Source organism: Aidingimonas lacisalsi (genome assembly GCF_008079445.1).
GTDB classification, from domain to species: Bacteria; Pseudomonadota; Gammaproteobacteria; order Pseudomonadales; family Halomonadaceae; genus Aidingimonas; species Aidingimonas lacisalsi.
Window position 1 is genome coordinate 536026 of sequence record NZ_VRYH01000003.1, and the last position, 20613, is coordinate 556638.

The 20613-nt window shown below is 60.4% G+C and carries 15 protein-coding genes; 4 read left to right on the plus strand and 11 right to left on the minus strand.

Features of this window, described 5'->3' with window-relative positions; translation table 11 throughout:
- Positions 1–25: 25 nt before the first annotated feature.
- Both FVV99_RS08700 and FVV99_RS08705 read right to left on the minus strand, forming a co-directional pair.
- Complete coding sequence (locus tag FVV99_RS08700; protein WP_092568120.1) at positions 26–1438, minus strand: PhoH family protein; 1413 nt, start codon at positions 1436–1438, stop codon at positions 26–28.
- 281 nt (positions 1439–1719) lie between these two features.
- Positions 1720–3123: an aminotransferase-like domain-containing protein gene (locus FVV99_RS08705; RefSeq protein ID WP_148253655.1), complete on the minus strand. Its 1404-nt coding sequence runs from the start codon at positions 3121–3123 to the stop codon at positions 1720–1722.
- Between the two features lie 250 nt (positions 3124–3373).
- Between FVV99_RS08705 and FVV99_RS08710 the strand changes: the two genes are divergently transcribed.
- Positions 3374–4552, plus strand: coding sequence for an MFS transporter (locus tag FVV99_RS08710; protein WP_148253656.1), 1179 nt, complete (start codon positions 3374–3376; stop codon positions 4550–4552).
- A 135-nt stretch (positions 4553–4687) separates the two neighbouring features.
- Here FVV99_RS08710 and nirD read toward each other — a convergent pair whose 3' ends face one another.
- The 5 genes from nirD to FVV99_RS08735 all read right to left on the minus strand — a co-directional run bounded on the left by nirD (position 4688) and on the right by FVV99_RS08735 (position 10888).
- Positions 4688–5065 carry a nitrite reductase small subunit NirD gene (nirD, locus tag FVV99_RS08715; protein ID WP_148253657.1) on the minus strand — a complete coding sequence of 126 codons (378 nt, stop codon included), beginning with the start codon at positions 5063–5065 and terminating at the stop codon, positions 4688–4690.
- A gap of 114 nt (positions 5066–5179) precedes the next feature.
- A complete protein-coding gene (nirB, locus tag FVV99_RS08720; RefSeq protein ID WP_148253659.1) occupies positions 5180–7678 on the minus strand; it encodes a nitrite reductase large subunit NirB in 2499 nt (832 codons plus the stop codon).
- Positions 7675–8973, minus strand: coding sequence for an NAD(P)/FAD-dependent oxidoreductase (locus FVV99_RS08725; RefSeq protein ID WP_148253661.1), 1299 nt, complete (start codon positions 8971–8973; stop codon positions 7675–7677). Before FVV99_RS08725 ends, nirB begins: the two co-directional genes overlap by 4 nt.
- A gap of 290 nt (positions 8974–9263) precedes the next feature.
- Positions 9264–10292 (minus strand): CmpA/NrtA family ABC transporter substrate-binding protein, encoded by a 1029-nt coding sequence (locus tag FVV99_RS08730; RefSeq protein ID WP_148253663.1) that lies wholly within the window; start codon positions 10290–10292, stop codon positions 9264–9266.
- Complete coding sequence (locus tag FVV99_RS08735) at positions 10289–10888, minus strand: ANTAR domain-containing response regulator (RefSeq protein ID WP_148253664.1); 600 nt, start codon at positions 10886–10888, stop codon at positions 10289–10291. Before FVV99_RS08735 ends, FVV99_RS08730 begins: the two co-directional genes overlap by 4 nt.
- A gap of 477 nt (positions 10889–11365) precedes the next feature.
- Between FVV99_RS08735 and FVV99_RS08740 the strand changes: the two genes are divergently transcribed.
- On the plus strand, positions 11366–14131 hold the full coding sequence (locus FVV99_RS08740; RefSeq protein ID WP_148253666.1) for a nitrate reductase: 2766 nt from the start codon (positions 11366–11368) through the stop codon (positions 14129–14131).
- Positions 14091–15002 carry a uroporphyrinogen-III C-methyltransferase gene (gene cobA / locus FVV99_RS08745; RefSeq protein WP_148253668.1) on the plus strand — a complete coding sequence of 304 codons (912 nt, stop codon included), beginning with the start codon at positions 14091–14093 and terminating at the stop codon, positions 15000–15002. The genes FVV99_RS08740 and cobA overlap by 41 nt, the downstream gene beginning before the upstream one ends.
- A 36-nt stretch (positions 15003–15038) precedes the next feature.
- Here cobA and FVV99_RS08750 read toward each other — a convergent pair whose 3' ends face one another.
- The 4 genes from FVV99_RS08750 to FVV99_RS08765 all read right to left on the minus strand — a co-directional run bounded on the left by FVV99_RS08750 (position 15039) and on the right by FVV99_RS08765 (position 19599).
- Positions 15039–16055 (minus strand): serine hydrolase domain-containing protein, encoded by a 1017-nt coding sequence (locus FVV99_RS08750; protein WP_148253669.1) that lies wholly within the window; start codon positions 16053–16055, stop codon positions 15039–15041.
- Between the two features lie 496 nt (positions 16056–16551).
- Complete coding sequence (locus FVV99_RS08755; protein ID WP_148253670.1) at positions 16552–17034, minus strand: YbaK/EbsC family protein; 483 nt, start codon at positions 17032–17034, stop codon at positions 16552–16554.
- A 99-nt stretch (positions 17035–17133) separates the two neighbouring features.
- A complete protein-coding gene (locus FVV99_RS08760; RefSeq protein WP_148253671.1) occupies positions 17134–18486 on the minus strand; it encodes an APC family permease in 1353 nt (450 codons plus the stop codon).
- A gap of 81 nt (positions 18487–18567) precedes the next feature.
- Positions 18568–19599 (minus strand): histone deacetylase family protein, encoded by a 1032-nt coding sequence (locus FVV99_RS08765; protein ID WP_148253672.1) that lies wholly within the window; start codon positions 19597–19599, stop codon positions 18568–18570.
- A 222-nt stretch (positions 19600–19821) separates the two neighbouring features.
- Here FVV99_RS08765 and FVV99_RS08770 point away from each other — a divergent pair, with 222 nt between their 5' ends.
- The gene (locus FVV99_RS08770) at positions 19822–20607 is read left to right on the plus strand and encodes a helix-turn-helix transcriptional regulator (protein WP_236645346.1); all 786 of its coding nucleotides are present in this window, start codon (positions 19822–19824) and stop codon (positions 20605–20607) included.
- The last annotated feature ends 6 nt before the right edge of the window (positions 20608–20613 follow it).

Genomic DNA, 20613 nt, shown 5'->3' on the forward strand with positions numbered 1-20613 from the left:
GGACCATTCGCTCGTTCGTGTTGCGTTAGAGCAACTCCTCGGCGGCTAGCGCCAGGCGTGACCGTTCCACGCTCTGCAGTGTAATGTGACCCGCATGCGGCCAGTCGCGGAAGCGCTCCACCACCGCGGCCATGCCGCAGGTATTGGCCGTCAGATACGGGGTGTCGATCTGGCCGACGTTACCCAGGCAGACGATCTTGGTATTGCGACCCGCTCGGCTGACCAATGCCTTGAGTTGCTTGGGAGTGAAGTTCTGTGCCTCGTCGATGATCAGGAAAGTGTCGTTCAGGGTCCGTCCCCGCATGAAGCCCGGTGAACGAATCTGAACCCGCGATCCGAGCAGTTGCCGTGTCGCGCCATCGTTCCAACTGCTCGACCCGTCGTGCTCGTCACGCAGCAGGTTGTCCATATTGTCGTGGAATGCCCCCATCCACGGTGACATCTTCTCCTCTTCGGTGCCGGGCAGGAAGCCGATATCCTCGCCCATGGGGATCGGTGCCCGGGTGAACACGATACGCTCGAACAGCTTGGTATCCAGCGTTTGCTGGAAGCCTGCAGCGAGTGTCATGAAGGTCTTGCCGGTACCGGCGTTGCCGGCGATGGTTACCAGGTCGATCTCCGGATCCATCAGCAGGTTGAGGGTGAAGTTCTGGCGACTGTCGTGAGCATGCACACCCCACACACCGGCATGATGCCGGTAATTGGTGAGCAGTTGCAGGCATGCGCTATGCGGACCGACCTCACGCACGACAGCCTCGAATTCCGCACCGTTCTCGCTGTCCGACACCAGCATGCCGACATGCCAGTCATCCGGCATATCGCCTTTGAGGTGATAGAAAGTGTGGTCGTCCTGGCGTTCGACCTTCACCTCGACATTCAGCGACGCCCAGAGTTCGGCGCCATGCTGGCCGGCCCGTGCATAGACCTTCGCTCCTTCGATCATGGCGTCGCGATCGGAGAAGACCCGGTCGTTGAGGTAATCCTCTACCGGCACTTTCAGCGCGGATGCCTTGACCCGCAGGTTGATGTCCTTGGTGACCAGGATCACCGAGGCATCGGGGCGTTCATCGCGCAGCCGGCAGGTTTCGGCGAGCAACCGGTTGTCGGGACTGTCCTCCATGTTGTCCAGCGGCAGCAGATCCTGATAGCACAGGAAGCGCAATCGACCCGTGGGACCGATGGAACCGGGAATCGGGATGCCTTGCTGGATTTCGGCGAAAGTGACCTGACTGGTGAGGTCGGAGAGGGTGCGGCTGACCTGCCGGGCGGTGCGAGCGATTTCGCGAATGCCGTTCTTGTGTTTGTCGAGTTCCTCAAGGACCGTCATGGGTATGACGACATCATGTTCCTCGAATTGGTAGATGGCAGCGGGGTCGTGGATCAGGACATTGGTGTCCAGCACGTAAAGCCGTGTGGCTTTCTTGTCGAGTCGTACCATCGGCAAAGGCACTCCTTGGTTGATGGCAACCTCGACACTGGCAGCGTGATGTGACCGGCATGTGACATCGGCGCCAGCGTCGCTCTCCTGGCGTGGCTCGCGTCTGATTCCCTCCTTTCCGGTTCAAGGTTGATGGATTCGATTCATTCGTTCTTATGACAATAAGATGAACCGGAAATGCCATTCTTGCCAGTCGGTTTTTCCACGCTGGAGTCACTCGGCCTCGATCAACACCGCTTCACCGTCGCAACGCACCGGCCAGGTGCGCAACCGACAGCGCTTTATGTCGCGATTGCGGTAGGGTCGCTGAGAAACTGTGTCGCCCTTGCGTCTCGTGTGTAAGCCACGTTGATACGTAGCCAGGGAGAGCTGGTCCCCTGGGGCAGGAATATGTGCCCCGGCGACAAGCTGATTCCGGCATGCTGGGCATTCCGGACCAGTTGGGTAGAAGATGCGACCCGAGGATGTCGCACCCAGAGGAACATGCCGCCGGCAGGCTCTGCATAGCTTTCCCAACCTGCGTCTTTCATCAGGTTCAAGGCTGAGGTCATCTGGCCAGACAACTTGACCCTGATTCGTTCCATTGACTTCCGGTAGGAACCGTTTTGGAGCATGGTCATGACCACCTGCTCGGAAAAACGTGAGGCCGAAATATTGGTGAGCATTTTTACATCGACCAGGTGCTTGATCAGGTGAGGTTCCGCAGCGATGAAACCGACTCGCAACGAGCAGGACAGGCTTTTGGAGAAACTACCGAGATAGATGACCTTACGCAGTCCGTCCAGGGTGGCGAGCCGAATCGAGGGAGTATACTGAAAGTCCGCGTAGATATCGTCTTCGACAATCTGGAAATCGTACTTTTCGGCGAGCTGAAGCACTTGGTGGGCGACGGTCGGGACCAGTGTCGTTCCCGTGGGATTCTGGAACACGCTATTGGTGAAGAACAGCTTCGGCTTGTGCTGGGACAGCAGATATTCCATCTGCTCCGTGTCGGGGCCGCCGGTAAGACGGGGTACGCCGACAATCTTGATCTGTTGAAGACGCAATAAGCCAAAGAGATTGTAGTAGCCTGGTGATTCGACAAATACCACGTCGCCGGGCTTGAGCATCAGCCGAATGATGAGGTCCAGTGCATGACTTCCGCCTCCAGTCATCAGAATCTGGTTCGGATCCGCTTCGATGCCAAGCAAACGTACCCGTTCTTGGATTAAGGCTCGAAGCTCCGGTATTCCCATGGGGGTGCTGTAATCGAATATGCCTGAACGGTTCTCTCGGGTGACATGGCGTATCGCATATGTCAGGTCGTCTCCCTCGCGCCAATGATTGGGGAGCCAGCCGCAGCCGAGCTTCAAGCCATCTTCGTCGGCTTTGAAGAGATTCCACATCTCATCGGATATGTCCTCGAGGCTTGTCTGAGCCAATGGATCCTTTGGGTGGACGCTGGCTGTGTTTTCGGCCACGTAGAATCCCGAACCCGGTTTGGAGCGGACCAAGCCATGGGCAACTAACCTCTCGTAGGTTTCGATCACTGCATTGCGGCTTATGCCGTGGTTTGACGAGAGTTGCCGTATAGAAGGTAGACGGCTACCACCGCCGGCTCCATGTCGCTCTATCCACTCGCGTATCCCTTCCTCCACCTGCTGTACGACAGGCTTATCCGAGTGCTTGTCGACTTCCAGCTTCATGCTAACGCGCTCCCTGCTTCACCCAACCGTTCAGAAAAATACAGGAACAGTGCTTTGATAATCATGCGTCACTGTACCTTATCCGCGAACCATAGAGGTGCGAGATTAGTGACTCCACGCCACATGGCGTGATACTCGCCGCTCTCCAATTGGAAGCGATATCCGGTTCGGGCAATTGCGCCAAAACTCGTCGAGCAATTGAGAATGATGATGCTATATATGATTTCCTTGTTCACCTTGGGCCGTCGCCATGGATAAGATCAATGCCATGCGCCTCGCATTCGCGCTGTGTATGATCACCACCGCGGTGAATCTCCAGGCACCATTATACGAGGCGTTCGCCGCGCGAGATGGGGCAGGGGTGGGCGCCACGACGGTGGCATTCTCATGCTATGTTGTCGGTATCATGCCTGTCCTCCTGCTGCTGAATGGACTTTCCGAACGTGTCGGCTGCCGTCCTCTGATCGTTGTCGCCTTGCTGTTGTGTCTGGCAGCCACCGCCTTGACTCTCATCGAGCCAAGTCTTGTCGCTCTGGCCATAGCCCGATTCTTGATGGGCATCGGGACAGCGCTGACATCGGCGGTCGCCCCGGCGTATATGCTTGACCTGTTCAAAGGCGAGGATAGCCGGAGGCCGGCCAACTGGGTGACGGCTAGCACATCGCTGGGATTCGGTCTTGGAGCGGCCCTGACCAGTCTATTCATTCTCCATTCGCCAAGTCTGACACCGCCTAGTTTCTGGATATACCTTGGGGCTGGGTCGCTGGCACTGTTGCTCGTGATCACCTTGCAAGATGACGTCCCAAGGCAGAGCAAGGCCGACATGTTGCGTTTGCCGATGTATCCGCCAGGTGTCTTTGCCTATGGACTATCCATTTTGCTTGCCTGGGCAACGGTAGGGCTGGTCATCGCGATCCTGCCCTCGGCCTTGGCCCGGCATGGGCTGTCAGGCTGGACAGGATTCACGACATTCGGTATTTGCAGTTGCGGCATCCTGTTCCAACCGCTGGCACGCAAGTTGCCGCCGCTCGTCTCGACTCGCATAGGCCTGGTCATCCTTCCCGTCTCCTACGCCTTGATAGCCTGGGGAGCACTGCAAGGTGTCCTGGGCGCGGTGCTGGTCGGGACGATCGCCGCCAGCAGTGCCTGCTACGGGTTCGTCTACCTGGGAGGACTGAGCGGGGTGCTCGAGGTGGCGGGAGAGCACAAAGCCCGGGCGAGCGCGGGCTTTTTCCTGATGGCCTACAGTGGCTTCAGCATTCCGGTGATCACGACCGGCGCTCTGATCGATGCCCTTGGTCATTCGCTGGCCTTGGCCCTGTTTGGCATGGCACTGCTGGCTGGAGTCATCGTGGTGAGTTGGATCCTCAAGGGGGGCAAGCAACATGATCAGTACGCTACCCGGGCCGTGACCGACAAGGCGGAATGAGGGGTTGCTACCGAACGAGAGTGAGAGAGAACTCCATAGTGAGGTTACGGTCGATATTTGCGCCATAGGCCAACATAATCTGAGCGAAGCCGATGGCTGCTTTGGCGGTCGCGCTCAACCACCTTGCGTGGTTGGTTAGACATGGATCCGTACCCGCTCACCGTCGAAACGCACCGGCCAGGTGCGCAATTGCACCGACTCGTCTTCCAGGCACTGGCCGTCTTCAAGGCGAAAGTGCTGCTTGTAGATAGGCGAGGCCACGACGGGCTGTCCCTTTAGATCGCCGACGATGCCACGCGCAATCACGTTGGCCTTGGAGAATGGATCGTGATGATCCACGGCGTAGAGTTCCTGGTCGTGTCCGGGCAGGTAGAATAGTGCCACCTGCACGGGGCCATCGGCGGTCTCGAGCCAGGCGGCGACGCCGGAAAAGTCGACCAGATCGGCCTTGGAGCAGATGGTTTGCCAGGTCATGGTGTCAGTCTCGGTCTTGAGGGCGGTTGCGGTCGTCATTGGTTGTTCCTTGGGACTATCTAGGATCGCTCATTCACGATGATCGCGGTTGCAACCACCCCTACGAACTCGCTAACCGAGCTGGCTGTAGGAGCGGCTTTAGCCGCGATCCCATCATGCGGGGCGCAGTTGGCCTCGTTCGCTCGTCATGATGATATCCGGATCCGGGCGCTCGTCATTGACGAAGCTACGGAAGCGCTTGAGCTTCTCCGGATCGTTCAGGGTATTGGCCCATTCGCACTCGTAAGTGTCGATGACGGTCTGCATCTGTTGTTCGAGTTCCTCGGCGATGCCCAGGCTGTCCTCGATGATGACGGCCTTCAGATAATCCAGTCCGCCTTCCAGGTTCTCGCGCCATACCGAGGTCCGCTGCAGGCGATCGGCGGTACGGATGTAGAACATCAGGAAACGGTCGATGTATTTGAACAGGGTTTCATCGTCGAGATCGGTGGCGAACAGTTCGGCGTGGCGTGGACGCATGCCGCCATTACCGCATACGTACAGGTTCCAGCCGTGTTCGGTGGCGATTACACCGACATCCTTGCTCTGTGCTTCGGCGCATTCGCGGGTACAGCCGGAGACCGCGAACTTGAGTTTGTGCGGTGAACGCAGCCCCTTGTAACGGTGCTCGATCTGCTGTGACATGCCGACACTGTCCTGCACACCGTAACGGCACCAGGTGTTGCCGACGCACGACTTCACGGTACGCGTGGCCTTGCCGTAGGCATGACCGGTCTCGAAGCCGGCATCGATCAGCGCCTGCCAGATATCAGGCAGGTCATGAAGCTGGGCGCCGAACAGGTCGACCCGCTGGCCGCCGGTGATCTTGGTATAGAGTTGATACTTCTTGGCTACCTCGCCGAGCACGATCAGCTTGTCCGGCGTGATCTCGCCACCGGGTACGCGCGGCACGACCGAATAGGTGCCGTTCTTCTGCATGTTGGCCATGAAGGTGTCGTTGGTGTCCTGCAAGGGCACATGCGCGGCATCGGTGATCGGCTCGTTGAAGCAGGAGGCCAGGATCGAGGCCACGGCGGGCTTGCAGATGTCGCAGCCCAGGCCATGGCCATGTTTTTCCAGCAGTTCGCTGAAGGTCTTGATGCCCTCGACCTGCACGATGGAGTAGAGCTCCTGGCGCGTATAGGCGAAGTGCTCGCAGATCGACTGGTCGACCTCGACGCCGCGGGCCTCCAGCTCATGGTCGACGACACTCTTCAACAGCGCTGCACACCCTCCACAGCCGGTGCTGGCCTTGGTCTCCGCCTTGACGGCGCCGAGGTCGGTTGCGCCGGCATCGAGCGTTTCGCACACCGCGCCCTTGGTGACGTTGTGGCACGAACAGATGGTGGCCGTATCGGGCAGGGCATCGGGACCCAGCGTCGGGGCGCCTTCGCTCGACGGCAGAATCAGCGAGGCCGGGTCGTCAGGCAGTTCCAGGCCGTTGCTGTAATACTGCATCAAGGTGTCGTAATAGCTGTTATCGCCGACCAGCATGGCACCCACCAGCTTCTTGCCATCGCTGGAGACGACGAGCTTGCGGTACTCCTGCTTGATTTCATCCAGGTAGCGGTACATTCGCGCTCCGGGAGTCCGGTCGCCATGGGCGTCGCCGATCGCGCCGACATCGACGCCGAGCAGCTTGAGCTTGGTGCTCATGTCGGCGCCCTGGAAGCGTTCGCTACCGTCGGTCAAGGTATTCGCCGCGGCCTTGGCCATCTGATAGCCGGGGCCGACGAGACCGAAGATGCTGTCGTTCCACAATGCCACTTCGCCCACCGCGAGAATGGCCGGATCACTGGTCAGGCAGTGATCGTCGATCACCACGCCGCCGCGTTCGCCCATTTCCAGGGCACACGCGCGGGCCAGTTCGTCGCGCGGACGAATCCCGGCGGAGAATACGATCAGGTCGGTCTCCAGTACCTTGTCGTCCTGGAACACCATGCGATGGTAGCTGGCCTCGCCATCTTCGATACGCTGGGTGGCGCGGTCGGTCAAGGCCTGTACCCCCAGCGCCTCGATCTTCTCACGCAGCAACTCGCCGCCTTCGCTGTCGACCTGCATCGGCATCAGACGCGGGGCGAACTCCACGACGGCGGTATCGAGATCGAGTCCTTTCAGGGCATTGGCGGCTTCCAGGCCGAGCAGCCCGCCGCCGACCACGACACCCGTATTGGCATTCCTGCCCGCTTCGCGAATCGCATCCAGGTCGTCGAGCGTGCGGTAGACCAGGCAGTTGGGGCGGTCGCCGCCTTGAATCGGGGGCACGAACGGATAGGAGCCGGTCGCCAGTACCAGCCGGTCGTAAGGGTAGCGCCCCAGGGGCGTCACGATCTCGCTATTGTCGCGATCGATGGCAGTGACGGCTTCGTCGAGTCGCAGTGCAATGTCATTCTCCGCGTAATAGTCCGAGGTGCTCAGTGCCAATGACTGCGCATCGCGGCCGGCGAAGTATTCGGACAGGTGGACGCGATCGTAGGCCAGGTGACGCTCCTCGCCGAAGACGGTGATGTCGTAGCGCGTCGTCGCATCACGTTCGACCAGCTGCTCGACCAGATGGTGGCCGACCATGCCGTTGCCGATGATGATGAGTCGTTGTTTGTCGGTGGAAGTCATGCGGCCTCCTGATAGGCAGGGGTATCGTGTTCATCGTGCGATGCCGCCAGTAGCGGGGTGGCATCGGCAGGGCCGAACAGCAGCGCCTGACGGCAATTGCCGAGGTCGCGTTCGGCCATGGACTGTTCGAAGTACCAGGGGCCGGCGGTGGTATCGCCATACAGTACGGCCCCTTCGATTCGGTTGTTGCGCAGTAGCAGCCGGCGGTACTCGCCTTGCTGAGGATCGTGATACGTCAGGACGTCGTGCTCGTCGTCCGCCTCGATGGGGCCGAAAGCGTAGAGCGAGACGCCGCTGACCTTGAGCTTGGTGGCGGTGGGGACGTCGACATAGCCATCGACGACCTCATGGGCCAGTCGGGCGGCCAGGACATCCACCTGGTGCCAGATCGGATCGACCAGGCCATAGGTCTGGCCCTGAAATTCGCAGCACTCGCCGAGGGCATGAATCGCCGGATCGGAGGTGGTCAGATAGTCATCGACGACGATGGCACGGCGGGTCGCCAGGCCGGTCGCCTGTCCCAGTTCTGAATTGGGCGTGATGCCGGCGGCGATGACGACACAGCGGGCGGGCAGGAAACGACCGTCTTCCAGGCGGCAGCCGTTGACATGGCCGTTGTCGTCGTCCGTCAGGGAGGCCAAACGACTACCGGTGACGACGGACAAGCCACGTTTGATCAATTCCGCTTCGAGCAAATGTGCGGCGGTGGCATCGAGTTGGCGATTCATCAAGCGTTCGCTGCGCTGGACGACACTGACCGACATGCCGCGCTTGCGCAGCCCTTCGGCGGCTTCCAGGCCCAGTAGACCACCACCGATCACGACCGCGGGAGCACCGGTATCGAGCGATTCCGACAGGTGGATCAGTGTCTCGGCATCCTCGATATCTCGGAACCCGAGGACACCCTCGAGATCGATGCCGTCGACCGGAGGTAACGTGGGGCGGGAACCGGTTGCCAGAACAAGCCGATCATAAGTCAGTTCCCGCCCCGTATCGGTGGTGAGCCGTTGTGTCTCGCGGTCGATGGTCTCGACGCGTTCGCCGAGAACCAGCTTGACGCCATGCTCGTGGTACCAGTCGGTGTTTCGGAGTGTCAGGGCCTCTCGGTCCATCTCGCCGGCGAGCCAGGGAGAGAGCAGAATCCGGTTGTAGGCGTGCGCCTGTTCCTCGCCGATCACCGTGATGTGCTTGGGTCGGCCGGGTTTGGCTAACAAGGCTTCCAGTAGTCGCTGTCCCGCCATGCCGTTGCCGACGATGACGAGATGGTCGTTCTGGGATGTGGTTTGAGAGGTCATGATGCCTCCTTCGGTGAATCCCATAAAAAAAGACGTCCCTGCATGCCCGCCTGTGATCAAGGGGCATGAAGAGACGTCTTCGTCACACTCGTTGGCAGTCGCCTTTGACTACCTGGCGGTCGCGCCGCCTTGAATTTTGGCGTCGTCACATCATGGACGACGGAATCTACCTGTCATCATTCAAGAATCCGGCCAGGATGCCGGAAATAAAGATAATATATTTTATTATCAGTGTGTTATGTCTATACGGGTGGATTGACGTGGCGGTAGACACCTCCACGTCGTGCACGCTACTGGTGCGCCAACCGATCAAAATGCACGGGGCTGTAACATTCGGCGACGGTGTCGCGGTCCAGTTGCCGACCGTTATGGCGCATATGCTGATCGATATATTCCGCGATATGCTCCATGGCGCGCGGCTCCGGGCGTAGCATGTCCGGGCCGAAAAGCCGTTGGCGAATGGGCGGGGAATCCAGCGCGAAGTGCGATAGATGGGCAACCGAACGATCCAGGTAGGGAGGCAGAGCAAGCCAAGCCAGTGCTTGGTCGGCATGTTGCCGATCGGTGGCGAGCCACTCACTGGCGCGCAGCAGGGCACGCATGACGCGTGTCAGAGTGGTCGGATAGCGGCGTGCCCATGAGCGGGTCACCCCCAGCACCTTCTCGGCATGATCGGGCCATAACTGCGCGCTGGTGGCGACGAGCCGCCCGACCCCCTCGGCTTGTGCCAGCGACCCCCACGGCTCGCCGACGCAGAAGCCGTCGATGGTGCCATCACGCATGGCGTCGACCACCTGCGGAGGCGGCATGGCGATCAGTTCGACATGTCGATCGGGGCTGATATGGCCCAGATCCAGCCAATAGCTGAGTTGATAGTGATGACAGGAATACGGATAGACCATGGCCAGCCGCGGGCGGTGCTCGTGAGGGTGATGCCTGAGATAATCGCCCAGGGCGCTGGCACTGGTGGTGGGATCGTCCGTCAGCGTGGCATGGGAGGCATCGGCCAGTGCCTTCGACAGCACGATGGTATTGCCGTTGCGGCTCAGCAGCATCGGCGCCAGCATGTCGCAGGGTGCGCGGCCGAGCCCCAGGCTCATCGCCAGCGGCAGAGGAGCGAGCATATGCGCCCCATCCAGCAGGCCCGCGGCTACCTTATCGCGTAGCGTCGCCCAGGCGTTCTGGCGCAGCAGTGTCACCTCGATACCTTCCTCGGCAAAGAAGCCTCCCTCCCGCGCGACGACCGGCAGGGCGCAATCGAGCAGGGGGACGAAGCCGAGTTGCAACCGATCCAGTTCGGCTTTGGGTATATCGTTCATGAGCCTTTCTCCAGACCTTCGAGAATATCGATGACGCTGTTGGCAACCTTGGCAATTCGCTGGCCGCGGTCCATGGCGATCTTGCGCAGCATGCGATAGGCCTCCTCTTCATCGCAGCTCTGCTGTTTCATCAGCAACCCTTTGGCACGCTCGATGCGCTTGCGCTCCGCCAACTGGTTACGCGTCTTGTCGAGCTCCTTGCGCATCGACTGGAAGGCATCGAAACGCGCGATGGCGACATCGATGATGGTCTTGACCCGGCTTTGTACAAGGCCATCGACCACATAGGCGCTGACCCCCGCCTTGAGAGCGGCCTGCATGGTATCGGGGTCGTGTTCGTCGGCGAAGAACACCACAGGTCGCGGGTTTTCGCGATTGAGCTGCGACATGCTTTCCAGGGTGTCGCGATCAGGCGATTCCATGTCGATGATCACTACGTCGGGCTGATGACGCCGGACCATGTCGTTGAGGCTGGCGGGGCTCGTCAGGTGGCAGATGACCTGATGTCCCTCGCTGATCAGTGCCTCCTCGACCATGGCGGCGCGCACCACCTCATCGTCGACCAACAGAACTTTCAGTGCTGAGGCTGCAGGCATGGGCGTTGGCTCACTCATCGAAACTGGCGCACGGTAACTATAATTCATACCATGCAAAGCATGTTCCACTCTGGTGCTATTAGTGAACAAATGCCCTAAAAGAGGGCGGTTAGGGGCGGTCGAGCATGAGCCGGATTTCCCAAAGCGTGCCGATGGGTTGTGTCAACAACGTGCCCGGCAGAGTCATCGATGCATCTCTTTGGTGCAAATGTCTGCCGTGATGGCGGCATCCAGCCATGCATCGGCCTGTCGATGATGGACTTTAACTCTCTCATTTTACTGTAGTTCCGGCATCGTTCCCTGAAGCGGTGGCATAACTATTGCATTCATGAAGTAGAGAGCGTGGGGCGACATGATACCGCCCTCGGATCAGCGACGATCCGCCAAGAATTCATCTGCATATCAGGCAATGACGTCCAGTGTCGGTAACCTCTTCCAGGTACCGGGTCTGGGCGTTTTTTACTTTTGGAGGGCCCAATGCAACAGCCCACGGACAAGCCGGAGTCCACGACCGGAACACGGATCTGCACGACTTGCCCCTATTGCGGGGTCGGCTGTGGCGTGGAGGCGATACACGATGGCGAAACGGTGACCTCGGTGGCAGGCGATCGCGACCATCCTGCCAATTTCGGGCGTCTCTGCGTCAAGGGCTCGGCCTTGCATGAAACCCTCGGCCGGCATGGACGCTTGATGGCGCCCCAGGTCGATGGCCGTGAGGTGGACTGGGACACGGCACTCGAGAGTGTCGCCAGCCGCCTGGCCACCACCCGAACCGAGTATGGTGATTCCGCCGTGGCCGCCTATCTCTCCGGTCAGTTATTGACCGAGGACTATTATGTCGCCAACAAGCTGTTCAAGGGCTTTCTCGGTACGCCGCATCTGGATACCAATTCGCGACTCTGCATGGCGTCCGCCGTTGCCGCCTACAAACGGGCATTCGGGGCCGATGCCGTTCCATGCAGTTATGAAGATATCGAAGAGGCCGAACTGGTCGTGCTGGTCGGCTCCAATCTGGCCTGGAATCACCCGGTACTCTATCAGCGCCTGAAAGTGGCCAAGCAGCGCAATCCCTTGCTACGGGTCGTGGTGATCGATCCGCGTGTGACCGATACCTGCGAGATCGCCGATCTCTATCTGGGTCTCAAGCCAGGCAGCGATGCCCGATTGTTCAGTGGGCTACTGACATGGATGGCCGATAAGCGGCGTCTCGATACCGTCTACCTGGACAAGCATACCGCAGGGTTGGACGAGGCCCTGGCGGCCGCACGCGAAGACGATACCCGCATCGAGGCGATCGCTGCCGACTGTGATCTCGATAGCGAAGCCCTGGAAACCTTCTTCTACTGGTTCGCCAGCCAGTTGCACGTCGTCACGCTCTACTCGCAGGGGATCAACCAGTCCACCAGCGGCACCGACAAGTGCAATGCCATCATCAATTGCCACCTGGCCGGCGGCAAGCTCGGACTGCCCGGTGCCGGACCGTTCTCGATCACCGGCCAGCCGAATGCCATGGGCGGTCGTGAGGTCGGAGGCCTGGCCAACCAGTTGGCGGCCCACATGGATTATCACACCCCTGGTGCCATCGAGCGGGTCACCCGCTTCTGGAGCACCGGTGATCTGACGCCGAGACTCCCGGAAGGTCCCGGCCACAAGGCGGTGGAACTGTTCAATGCCGTGGAGAGCGGCGCGATCCAGGCAGTGTGGATCATGGCGACCAACCCGGCGGTCAGCCTGCCCGACGCCAATCGAGTGCGGGCGGCACTAGCGAAGTGCCCGTTGGTGATCGTCTCCGACTGCATGGCCGATACCGATCTGATGGACTATGCCGATATCGTGTTGCCGGCGACGTCCTGGTCCGAGAAAGATGGCACCGTCACCAACTCCGAGCGGCGCATCTCACGCCAACGCGGCATGTTGCCGCCACCCGGCGAGGCGCGCCACGACTGGTGGATCATGGTCGAGGTGGCGAAACGATTGGGCTTCGGCGCCGCTTTCCCGTACACGCATCCCGGCGAGATATTCGATGAACACGCTCGACTCTCAGGTTTCGAGAATACGGGTGAAGGATCCCGGTTGTTCGATATCTCGGGACTGGCCGGCATGGATCGGGCCGCTTACGATGCGCTGACACCGATCCAGTGGCCGGTCAACCGCGTTGCACCGCTTGGCACGGTGCGCTTGTTCGAGGACGGCCGTTTCGCGACACCGACGGGGCACGCCGCATTGGTGCCCGTGCGTCCCCGAGCCCCTGAACAGGCCCTGAGTGCGGCACGCCCACTGCGCCTCAATACCGGGCGTGTCCGCGACCAGTGGCACACCATGACGCGGACCGCCCGCGCACCGCGACTGATGAATCATCGTGCCGAGCCCTTCATCGAAGTGAGTCCCGCCGATGCCGCAGCGCTGGGAGTGAGCGATCAGCAACTGGCGTGCCTGACCAGCCGGACAGGGGAGTATTGCGGACGCGTACGTCTCTCCAAGGGCCAGCGTCGCGGCGAGGTGTTCATTCCCATTCACTGGACCGACCGTTTCAGCATGGCTGCCCGTACCGGCGGACTGCTGGAGGCCCACATCGATTCCCTGTCCGGGCAGCCGGAAGCCAAGCATGGGGCGGTGTCGCTGGCGCCAATGTCGGTCGGCTGGGAAGCCACGTTGTTGGTGGCGGAATCACTGAGGTGCGACACCGACTGGCAGGAGGGCAACCGCTACTGGACCCGTATCCCGTTGGGGCATTGCCAGCGGTTGCAGTTGGCCGGTGGTGAGCCAGGCGAACGCCGTGACTGGCTGGCCTGGGTGGAGGAGCTCCTGCCGGTGTCTCCCTCGCTGTGGTGCGACGATCCCGCCAGCGGCCGACTGCGTGCTGCCGGTATCGAGGACGGCCGGTTGTGTTGGTGGTTGATGGTGGCGCCGCCCTGTGAATTACCCGGCATGAACTGGCTGGATGACCGCTTTGCCGACGCGCAAGCCGGTGAGCGGCTCGATGAGAATCAGCGGCGCCGCCTGCTGGCCGGTTGCGAATCGGGGGAAGCCGATAATGGTCCGCTGGTGTGTAGCTGCCATCAGGTCGGCCAGAAGGTCATCGTCGATGCCATTCGCGAGGGCGATACCAGCGTCGAGGCGCTGGGGGCCCGGCTGGCGTGTGGTACCCAGTGCGGCTCCTGCGTTCCTGAATTGAAATCCCTGATTGAAGAGGAGAGCACTCATGCGCACTCTGCAACGACACCTGAAACAGAAGTGGCCTGAGTTCCTCGCTCGCATGAGCCAGGGAGTCTCGCGCTATCTCGACGTCCTGTCCCGCTCGACTGGCCGCGATTTGCCGCTGCCGGCGCGACTCTGCGGTGACTGCCGACCCGGTACGGTCTATCTGGTCGGGGCGGGTAGCGGTGACGTCGAACTACTGACGCTCAAGGCAGTGCGCCTGCTGCAACAGGCCGATGCCATCGTCTACGATCGCCTCATCGGCGATGACGTACTGTCCCTGATTCCGCCCAGCACCGAGCGCTATTACGTGGGCAAAGCACGGGGCCATCACAGTGTTCCCCAGGCCGAGATCGGCGCTCGTTTGACCACGCTCGCCCGTGAGGGCAAGTCGGTCGTTCGCCTCAAAGGAGGTGATCCCGGCGTGTTCGGTCGCATGGGAGAGGAACTCGCCGCGCTGGGCGAAACCGACATTCCCGCTGAAATCGTGCCTGGAATCACCGCCGCATCGGCGGCCTGTGCCGAGACGGGGATTCCGCTCACCGACCGTGGCCATGCCCAGCAGTTGCGTTTCGTCACCGCCCAGCTCTGCCGTGAAGGCGGCGAACCGGATTGGCACTCGCTGGCGCGTACCGATGAAACCCTGGTGTTCTATATGGGGCTCTCGAAGGTCGCGGCCATTTGTGCCGGATTGCACCGTGCCGGGTTGCCGGAGGACTGGCCGATCATGCTGGTCGCCAACGCCAGCCTGCCCGATCAGCAGGCATTAGTTGGAACGTTGGCCGACATGCCGCGCAAACTGGCGGCGCAGCCGCTACCGTCGCCTTGCCTGATCATCGTCGGTAGTGTGGTGAGTATGGCCGAGACCAGCCCGGCGTCGTGCCTCAAAGACGCGCAGACCCCGGCCCAGCGCTGACCGGAAAGATGACAGCACACTACAGATGGATGTCGATCAGGACGGTTCGACGGCAGCGATCATCCGTTCGACCACCGCTTTTGCCTGCTCGAGGTATGTGCTGCCATTGGAAGGGGGCGTCGGGTCGGAGGTCATGATGATCGTCATGTTCCGTGCGGGGATGACGAACAGCAACTGGCCGCCATATCCCCAGCCGTAGTGGACCGTCGTGTCGTCCAGCTCAGTCCTGAACCAGCCGTAACCGTACAAGTCCTGATTGAATACGGAACGGGTTCTCGGTGCCCATGAACGCTCGATCCATTCGGCAGTCAGCACTTGCTCGCCAGCATGCTTCCCTTGCTGGCGATAGAGTTCAGCGAGGCGTAGCAGCGCCTGCGGGGTGAGGCTCATCTCGTTGCCACCGAAATAGATACCTTGCGGATCGCGTGTCCAGGCGGGAATGGCGATACCCAGCGGTTCGCCCAGCCAGTCACGCATCAGGGCCAATGTGCTGCGGCCGCTTGCCTCGGTCAGTGCCGCCGAGAGCAGATGACTGTTCCCCGTCGAGTAGCGCATGCGTCCACCGGGCTCGCCGACCATGGGACGTGTCAGTGCATCGCGGACCCAGTTATCGCTGGCGACCCAACCGGCATAGTTGGCGCCGGAGGTACGTTCCAATCCCGCCTGCATGGAAAGCAGATGCCCGACGGTAATGTCGTTGACGCGATGGTCGACATCGCCGGGCACTCGGCGATCGAGCAACTCGACGACGGGCTGGTCGACCCCCGCGATGATGTCACGTTCGATGGCTATGCCTACCAGCGCCGAGATCAGTAGCTTGGAGAGTGATTTGATGTTTGCCGTTTCGTCGGTGGCGTGGCCACGCCAGCCACGATCGATCACTGTCTCGCCATCGATGGCAACCAGCAACGTGTGGGTGCGCGACAGCTCACCGGCCTTCTGGACGGCGGAGTCCAGAGCCGAGCGATCGATAGCTGCCATGGTGTGCGGAACGATTCCAACACACAGCATCAATAGAACCGCCTTGGCCCAACGTAACGTGAGGAGTGACATGCCAGGGGCCTCATAGGGATATCAGGAAGGTACCAGTCTGGTCGATTGAGGTATTGAGGCCAATAGCGTTGACAGGTGAGAGCACATAGCAGGCGACGATGACAGTGATGTGACCGTTCAACGAAAGTCGTGTTGTACGGAGGCGCCAGACGGTCGACACTTGATGAAAAACAACCCCTGCAAACAACAATAAAAAAAGTCCCCCGAAGGGGACTAGGGGAGCACGCCAGCTCACTCGGTTCATCGCTGCCTAGGCAGCGACGCTGAAATCGGGTGAAAAGCCAAGCCTCGCTTGGCTTTTTCTTTTCACATCATACTATACGAAAATTGGGCCAACATTTTACCCCGCCCTTTATAATCAAAAAGCTACGATAGTATCGGGAGGCGATATCAGCGCATGGCCCAGTTCGTGAATGCCTGTCATGCACCATGTCGGTCGAACTTTACGCTGTGGTGCATCATAACGGCGCAGGCGTGAATTTCCAACCGTCGCGATTTATTCCCGTGTTTCCGTTTCCGGCAACTTGCACACATCCACCCATTCGGCATCGACCAGCGTCGCCAGCCGTTCCGGGCAGAGCCGCACGGCGGTGTGGTGGGCCCCTGCGGCGGGCAGGACTTCGTCATACGCTTTCAGTGATTGATCGCAATAGATCGGCAGAGGTGTGGCGAGCCCGAAGGGGCAGACACCCCCTACCGGATGACCGGTCAATGCCAGCACCGTTTCGGCATCCAGCATTTTCGCCTTGTTGTCGAACGTCTGGCGCATCTTGCGATTGTCGAAACGGGCATCGCCGCTGGCGATCACCAGTACCTGTCGATCACCGACCCGAAAGGCCAGCGTCTTGGCGATCTGACCGGGCTCGACACCATGTGCCTCGGCGGCAAGATCCACCGTGGCGGTGCTGGTTTCGAGTTCCAGCACCTCGATATCGGGGGCCTTCTCGGCGAAAAAGCGGCGAACGGATTCCAGACTCATGCGGTTGTCTCCCTGCCATGCATCGGTCGAACGAAGCGTCGAAACGTTCCTATCAATAACCGATGCATGGAGGAAATGCCACCGTCGCCGCTTCAGGGATTACGCTTCCTGAAGTTCGAAATCCGGTACACCTTCCCTGAACAGCCGGGTCAGGTACACCAGATAGAGGAAGCCGACGGCAACCCAGGTCAGCCCGACTTCGAAGGTGGTCGACGACAAGCTGGTCCATAGCCAGACGGTTAGCAGGAATCCGGTGCCCGGCAGCAGACCATAGCGGATCAGATCGCTGCCACTGCGTTTGTGTTGATCGATCAGGAAGTGCTTGAGCACCGAGAGATTGACGAAGGAGAAGGCCACCAGGGCGCCGAAGCTGATCATGTTGGCAGCCAGTGACAGGCTGATCACCAGCGCCAATAACGAAATGGCACCGACGACCAGCGTTGCACCGATGGGGGTGGCGTAACGTTGACTGACCTTGCCGAAGACGCGGTTGGGCAATACCTTGTCACGTCCCATGGCGTACAGGATGCGCGATACGCTGGCTTGCGAGGCCATGGCAGAGGCGAAGCATCCGGCGACATAGGCGGCGGTGAAGAACGTGACCATGAAGGTGCCGCCGGCCTGACGCATCACATCCACGGCGGCGGAATCGGCATTGCGAAAGTTCTGCCACTCGGGGAAGACCATGTGGCCGGCCCAGGAGGCGATGATGAACAGCGTGCCGCCGACCAGGGTGCAGAGCATGATGGCGCGGGGGATGTCACGGCGTGGTTCGCGGGTCTCCTCGGAGAGCGTCGAGACGGCATCGAAGCCCAGGAACGACAGGCACAGGATGGCGGCCCCGGCGACGATGGCGGTCCCGGACAGGTCCTCGCTGTAGAAGGGCGCGATCAGGGACGGTGTTTCACCGCTACCCAAGGCGCTCAAGGAGATGGCGATGAAGACACCGAGGAAGACCAACTGGAAGGCGATGATCAGGAAATTCATCTTTGCCACCAGCTTGATGCCCAGGACGTTCAGGGCCGTGACGATGCCGATGGCGCCGACGATCCATACCGCTTCCGGCACGGCAGGGAAGTAGTCCTTCATGTAGATGCCGATCACCAGATAATTGATCATCGGCAGGAAGATGTAGTCGAGCAGCAGCGCCCAGCCGACCATGAAGCCGGTGTGGCCGCCGAAGGAACGCCGTGCATAGGTGTAGGCCGAGCCGGCCGCCGGATAGCTCTCAACCATGCGGCCGTAGCTGTAGGCGGTGAAGAACATCGCTGCCAGCGTCACGATATAGGCGGTGGGCAGGTGGCCGCCGGTTTCCTGGGTCACTACGCCATAGGTGGTGAAGACTGTCAGCGGCACCATGTAGGCCAGGCCGAAAAAGACCAGCGATGGCAAGCCAAGTATGCGTTTGAGCGAACGGTCGTCGTTGGGTGTCGTTGCGGTCGTGGTAGTCATCGTTGCCGGTTCCTGTTTGTTGACATTGTCGATGGAGTGCGGCTGGTGGCGTCATGCGTCGTTATTGTCGGTGCTGGTGAATCAAGTGCCGTCGAAGCCCGTCAGTACATTGACGGTATTGATACCGATCTCTTCCACGGCGTAACCGCCTTCCATCAGGAAGGTCGTCGGCAGGCCGATCTGCTTGAGCCGGCGGCCGCAGTCGATGAAATCCTCGCTCATGAGCTTGAAGAAGCTGATGGGGTCCCTTTCGAAGGTATCGACCCCCAGGGAGACGATCAGCAGTTCCGGACGGTAGGCTCGAATACGCTCGATGGCCCGGTCGAGCGCCTGCGACCAGGCGGTGTAATCAGTGTGGCGTGGCAGCGGGTAGTTGACGTTGAAGCCCTCGCCCTTGCCTCGCCCGGTTTCGTCGGCGAAGCCCAGATAGTAGGGAAAGGCATCGTTGGGCTCGCCATGCAACGAGAGGAACAGCACGTCGTCGCGATCGTAGAAGATATCCTGGGTGCCGTTGCCGTGATGGAAGTCGATATCGAGGATCGCGACTCGTTGTATGCCGTCGTTGAGCGCACATTGGGCAGCGATCGCGGCATTGTTGAAGAAACAGTAGCCGCCATATTGATCGACGGCGGCGTGGTGGCCCGGTGGACGGCACAGACCGAATGCCGGCTCTCCGGTATGAAGCACGTGATCCAGCGCAGATAGCGCGATGTCCTTGCTGGTTTCGGCGGCCTCGAAGGTGCCCGGTGACAGCGAGGTTTCCGCTGCCAGCGCGTAGTAGCCGATCTTGCCATCGATATTGTCGGGAATGACATCGCTGCGCAGGCGTCGAGCCGGCCAGATCGACGGGATCGGCTCGCCGTCCAGGCCGGCAGCGACCCATTCATCCCAGGCGGTCTCGAGAAAGGCGATGTAGCGGGCGTCGTGAATGGCCAGCACCGGCTCGAGCCCATATGCACCGGGCAAGCGGACCTCTCCCAGACCGACCTGGCGGACGCGGTCGATAATGATATCGACCCGTTCCGGACACTCGAAGGGAGGCACCAGAGTGCCGCCATAGAGTTCGGTTCGGGCCTGGCGCTTTTTGGTATCTTCCGAGTGAAACGTCAGCATGCGTTGTCCTTATTGGCTGCGGTGAGCAAGTCGAAGGGAATGGTGTAATCCGGAGGGATTGGTGTCCATGTCGCCGTGATCAAGAGGTGTCTTCCGCTGACGCTGATGGCCTTTCGGTATACCATCCCTGACGGGACTGTTATTGGATACTCAACGCCCAAGTGTAGCGCGGTGAACCCGTTTGCCTATGACATGGAAGGGTTACCACAAAAGGGGGGCGTCATGTCGTCTCTGGAAACACTGGCCTGGCATCGAGGTTTCGGCCAGGCAGTCGATAAACTGGATTCGCCGTCATTCTGGCTGGGGATCGTGCGGTTGTTGCGGACCTCGTTGACGTTTCATACCTGGATGGCGGTCGTCTTTTCGCGCACGCAGCCGCCGGTGTTGCTCGGTGTGAGTGGTGAAGAGGAGGGGAGCGACGAACGGCTGTTGCAGGATTACCGCCATGGACTCTATCTGCTCGATCCCTTCTATATCGCCATCGGTGAGGGCGATCGTGACGGCCTGTATCGGCTGGATGACGTGGCGCCGGACTGCTTTACCGACACGGAGTATTATCGGCGGTATTTCCAGCGCAATGTGGTCAACGATGAAGTGCAGTTCAACGTGGCGCTCGATGTCGATCGCACGCTGTGTCTGTCGCTGGGTTCGCAAGCGCGTTACAACACCGATGCCATCGGTTTCATGGCGCTGGTTCAGCCGTGGTTGTTACCGCTGATGCGTCAGCGCATGCATTTCGAAAGCGATATCGATCAGGCGGTGACACAGCGTTCCTACACCACGACCCCTCGGCGTCCTTTCCCGCTGGACGATGACATGCTCACCGAACGCGAACGGGAGGTCAGCCAACTGATGCTCAGTGGCTGCTCCACGAAAGGTATCGCCCGCCGCCTGGATATCAGCATCGAAACGGTGCGCAGCCACAAGAAACACCTCTACCACAAGCTTGGTATCAGCACCCAATCGGAACTGTTCGCCCTGTTCTGGACGCGGCAAGGCAAGGGATGAACAGGG

What these genes read in the sequence shown, in the direction of transcription:
- FVV99_RS08700 (WP_092568120.1), bottom strand. Translation starts at nt 1,438, where the DNA reads ATGGTACGACTCGACAAGAAAGCCACACGGCTTTACGTGCTGGACACC.
- FVV99_RS08705 (WP_148253655.1), bottom strand. Translation starts at nt 3,123, where the DNA reads ATGAAGCTGGAAGTCGACAAGCACTCGGATAAGCCTGTCGTACAGCAG.
- FVV99_RS08710 (WP_148253656.1), top strand. Translation starts at nt 3,374, where the DNA reads ATGGATAAGATCAATGCCATGCGCCTCGCATTCGCGCTGTGTATGATC.
- nirD (WP_148253657.1), bottom strand. Translation starts at nt 5,065, where the DNA reads ATGACGACCGCAACCGCCCTCAAGACCGAGACTGACACCATGACCTGG.
- nirB (WP_148253659.1), bottom strand. Translation starts at nt 7,678, where the DNA reads ATGACTTCCACCGACAAACAACGACTCATCATCATCGGCAACGGCATG.
- FVV99_RS08725 (WP_148253661.1), bottom strand. Translation starts at nt 8,973, where the DNA reads ATGACCTCTCAAACCACATCCCAGAACGACCATCTCGTCATCGTCGGC.
- FVV99_RS08730 (WP_148253663.1), bottom strand. Translation starts at nt 10,292, where the DNA reads ATGAACGATATACCCAAAGCCGAACTGGATCGGTTGCAACTCGGCTTC.
- FVV99_RS08735 (WP_148253664.1), bottom strand. Translation starts at nt 10,888, where the DNA reads ATGCCTGCAGCCTCAGCACTGAAAGTTCTGTTGGTCGACGATGAGGTG.
- FVV99_RS08740 (WP_148253666.1), top strand. Translation starts at nt 11,366, where the DNA reads ATGCAACAGCCCACGGACAAGCCGGAGTCCACGACCGGAACACGGATC.
- cobA (WP_148253668.1), top strand. Translation starts at nt 14,091, where the DNA reads ATGCGCACTCTGCAACGACACCTGAAACAGAAGTGGCCTGAGTTCCTC.
- FVV99_RS08750 (WP_148253669.1), bottom strand. Translation starts at nt 16,055, where the DNA reads ATGTCACTCCTCACGTTACGTTGGGCCAAGGCGGTTCTATTGATGCTG.
- FVV99_RS08755 (WP_148253670.1), bottom strand. Translation starts at nt 17,034, where the DNA reads ATGAGTCTGGAATCCGTTCGCCGCTTTTTCGCCGAGAAGGCCCCCGAT.
- FVV99_RS08760 (WP_148253671.1), bottom strand. Translation starts at nt 18,486, where the DNA reads ATGACTACCACGACCGCAACGACACCCAACGACGACCGTTCGCTCAAA.
- FVV99_RS08765 (WP_148253672.1), bottom strand. Translation starts at nt 19,599, where the DNA reads ATGCTGACGTTTCACTCGGAAGATACCAAAAAGCGCCAGGCCCGAACC.
- FVV99_RS08770 (WP_236645346.1), top strand. Translation starts at nt 19,822, where the DNA reads ATGTCGTCTCTGGAAACACTGGCCTGGCATCGAGGTTTCGGCCAGGCA.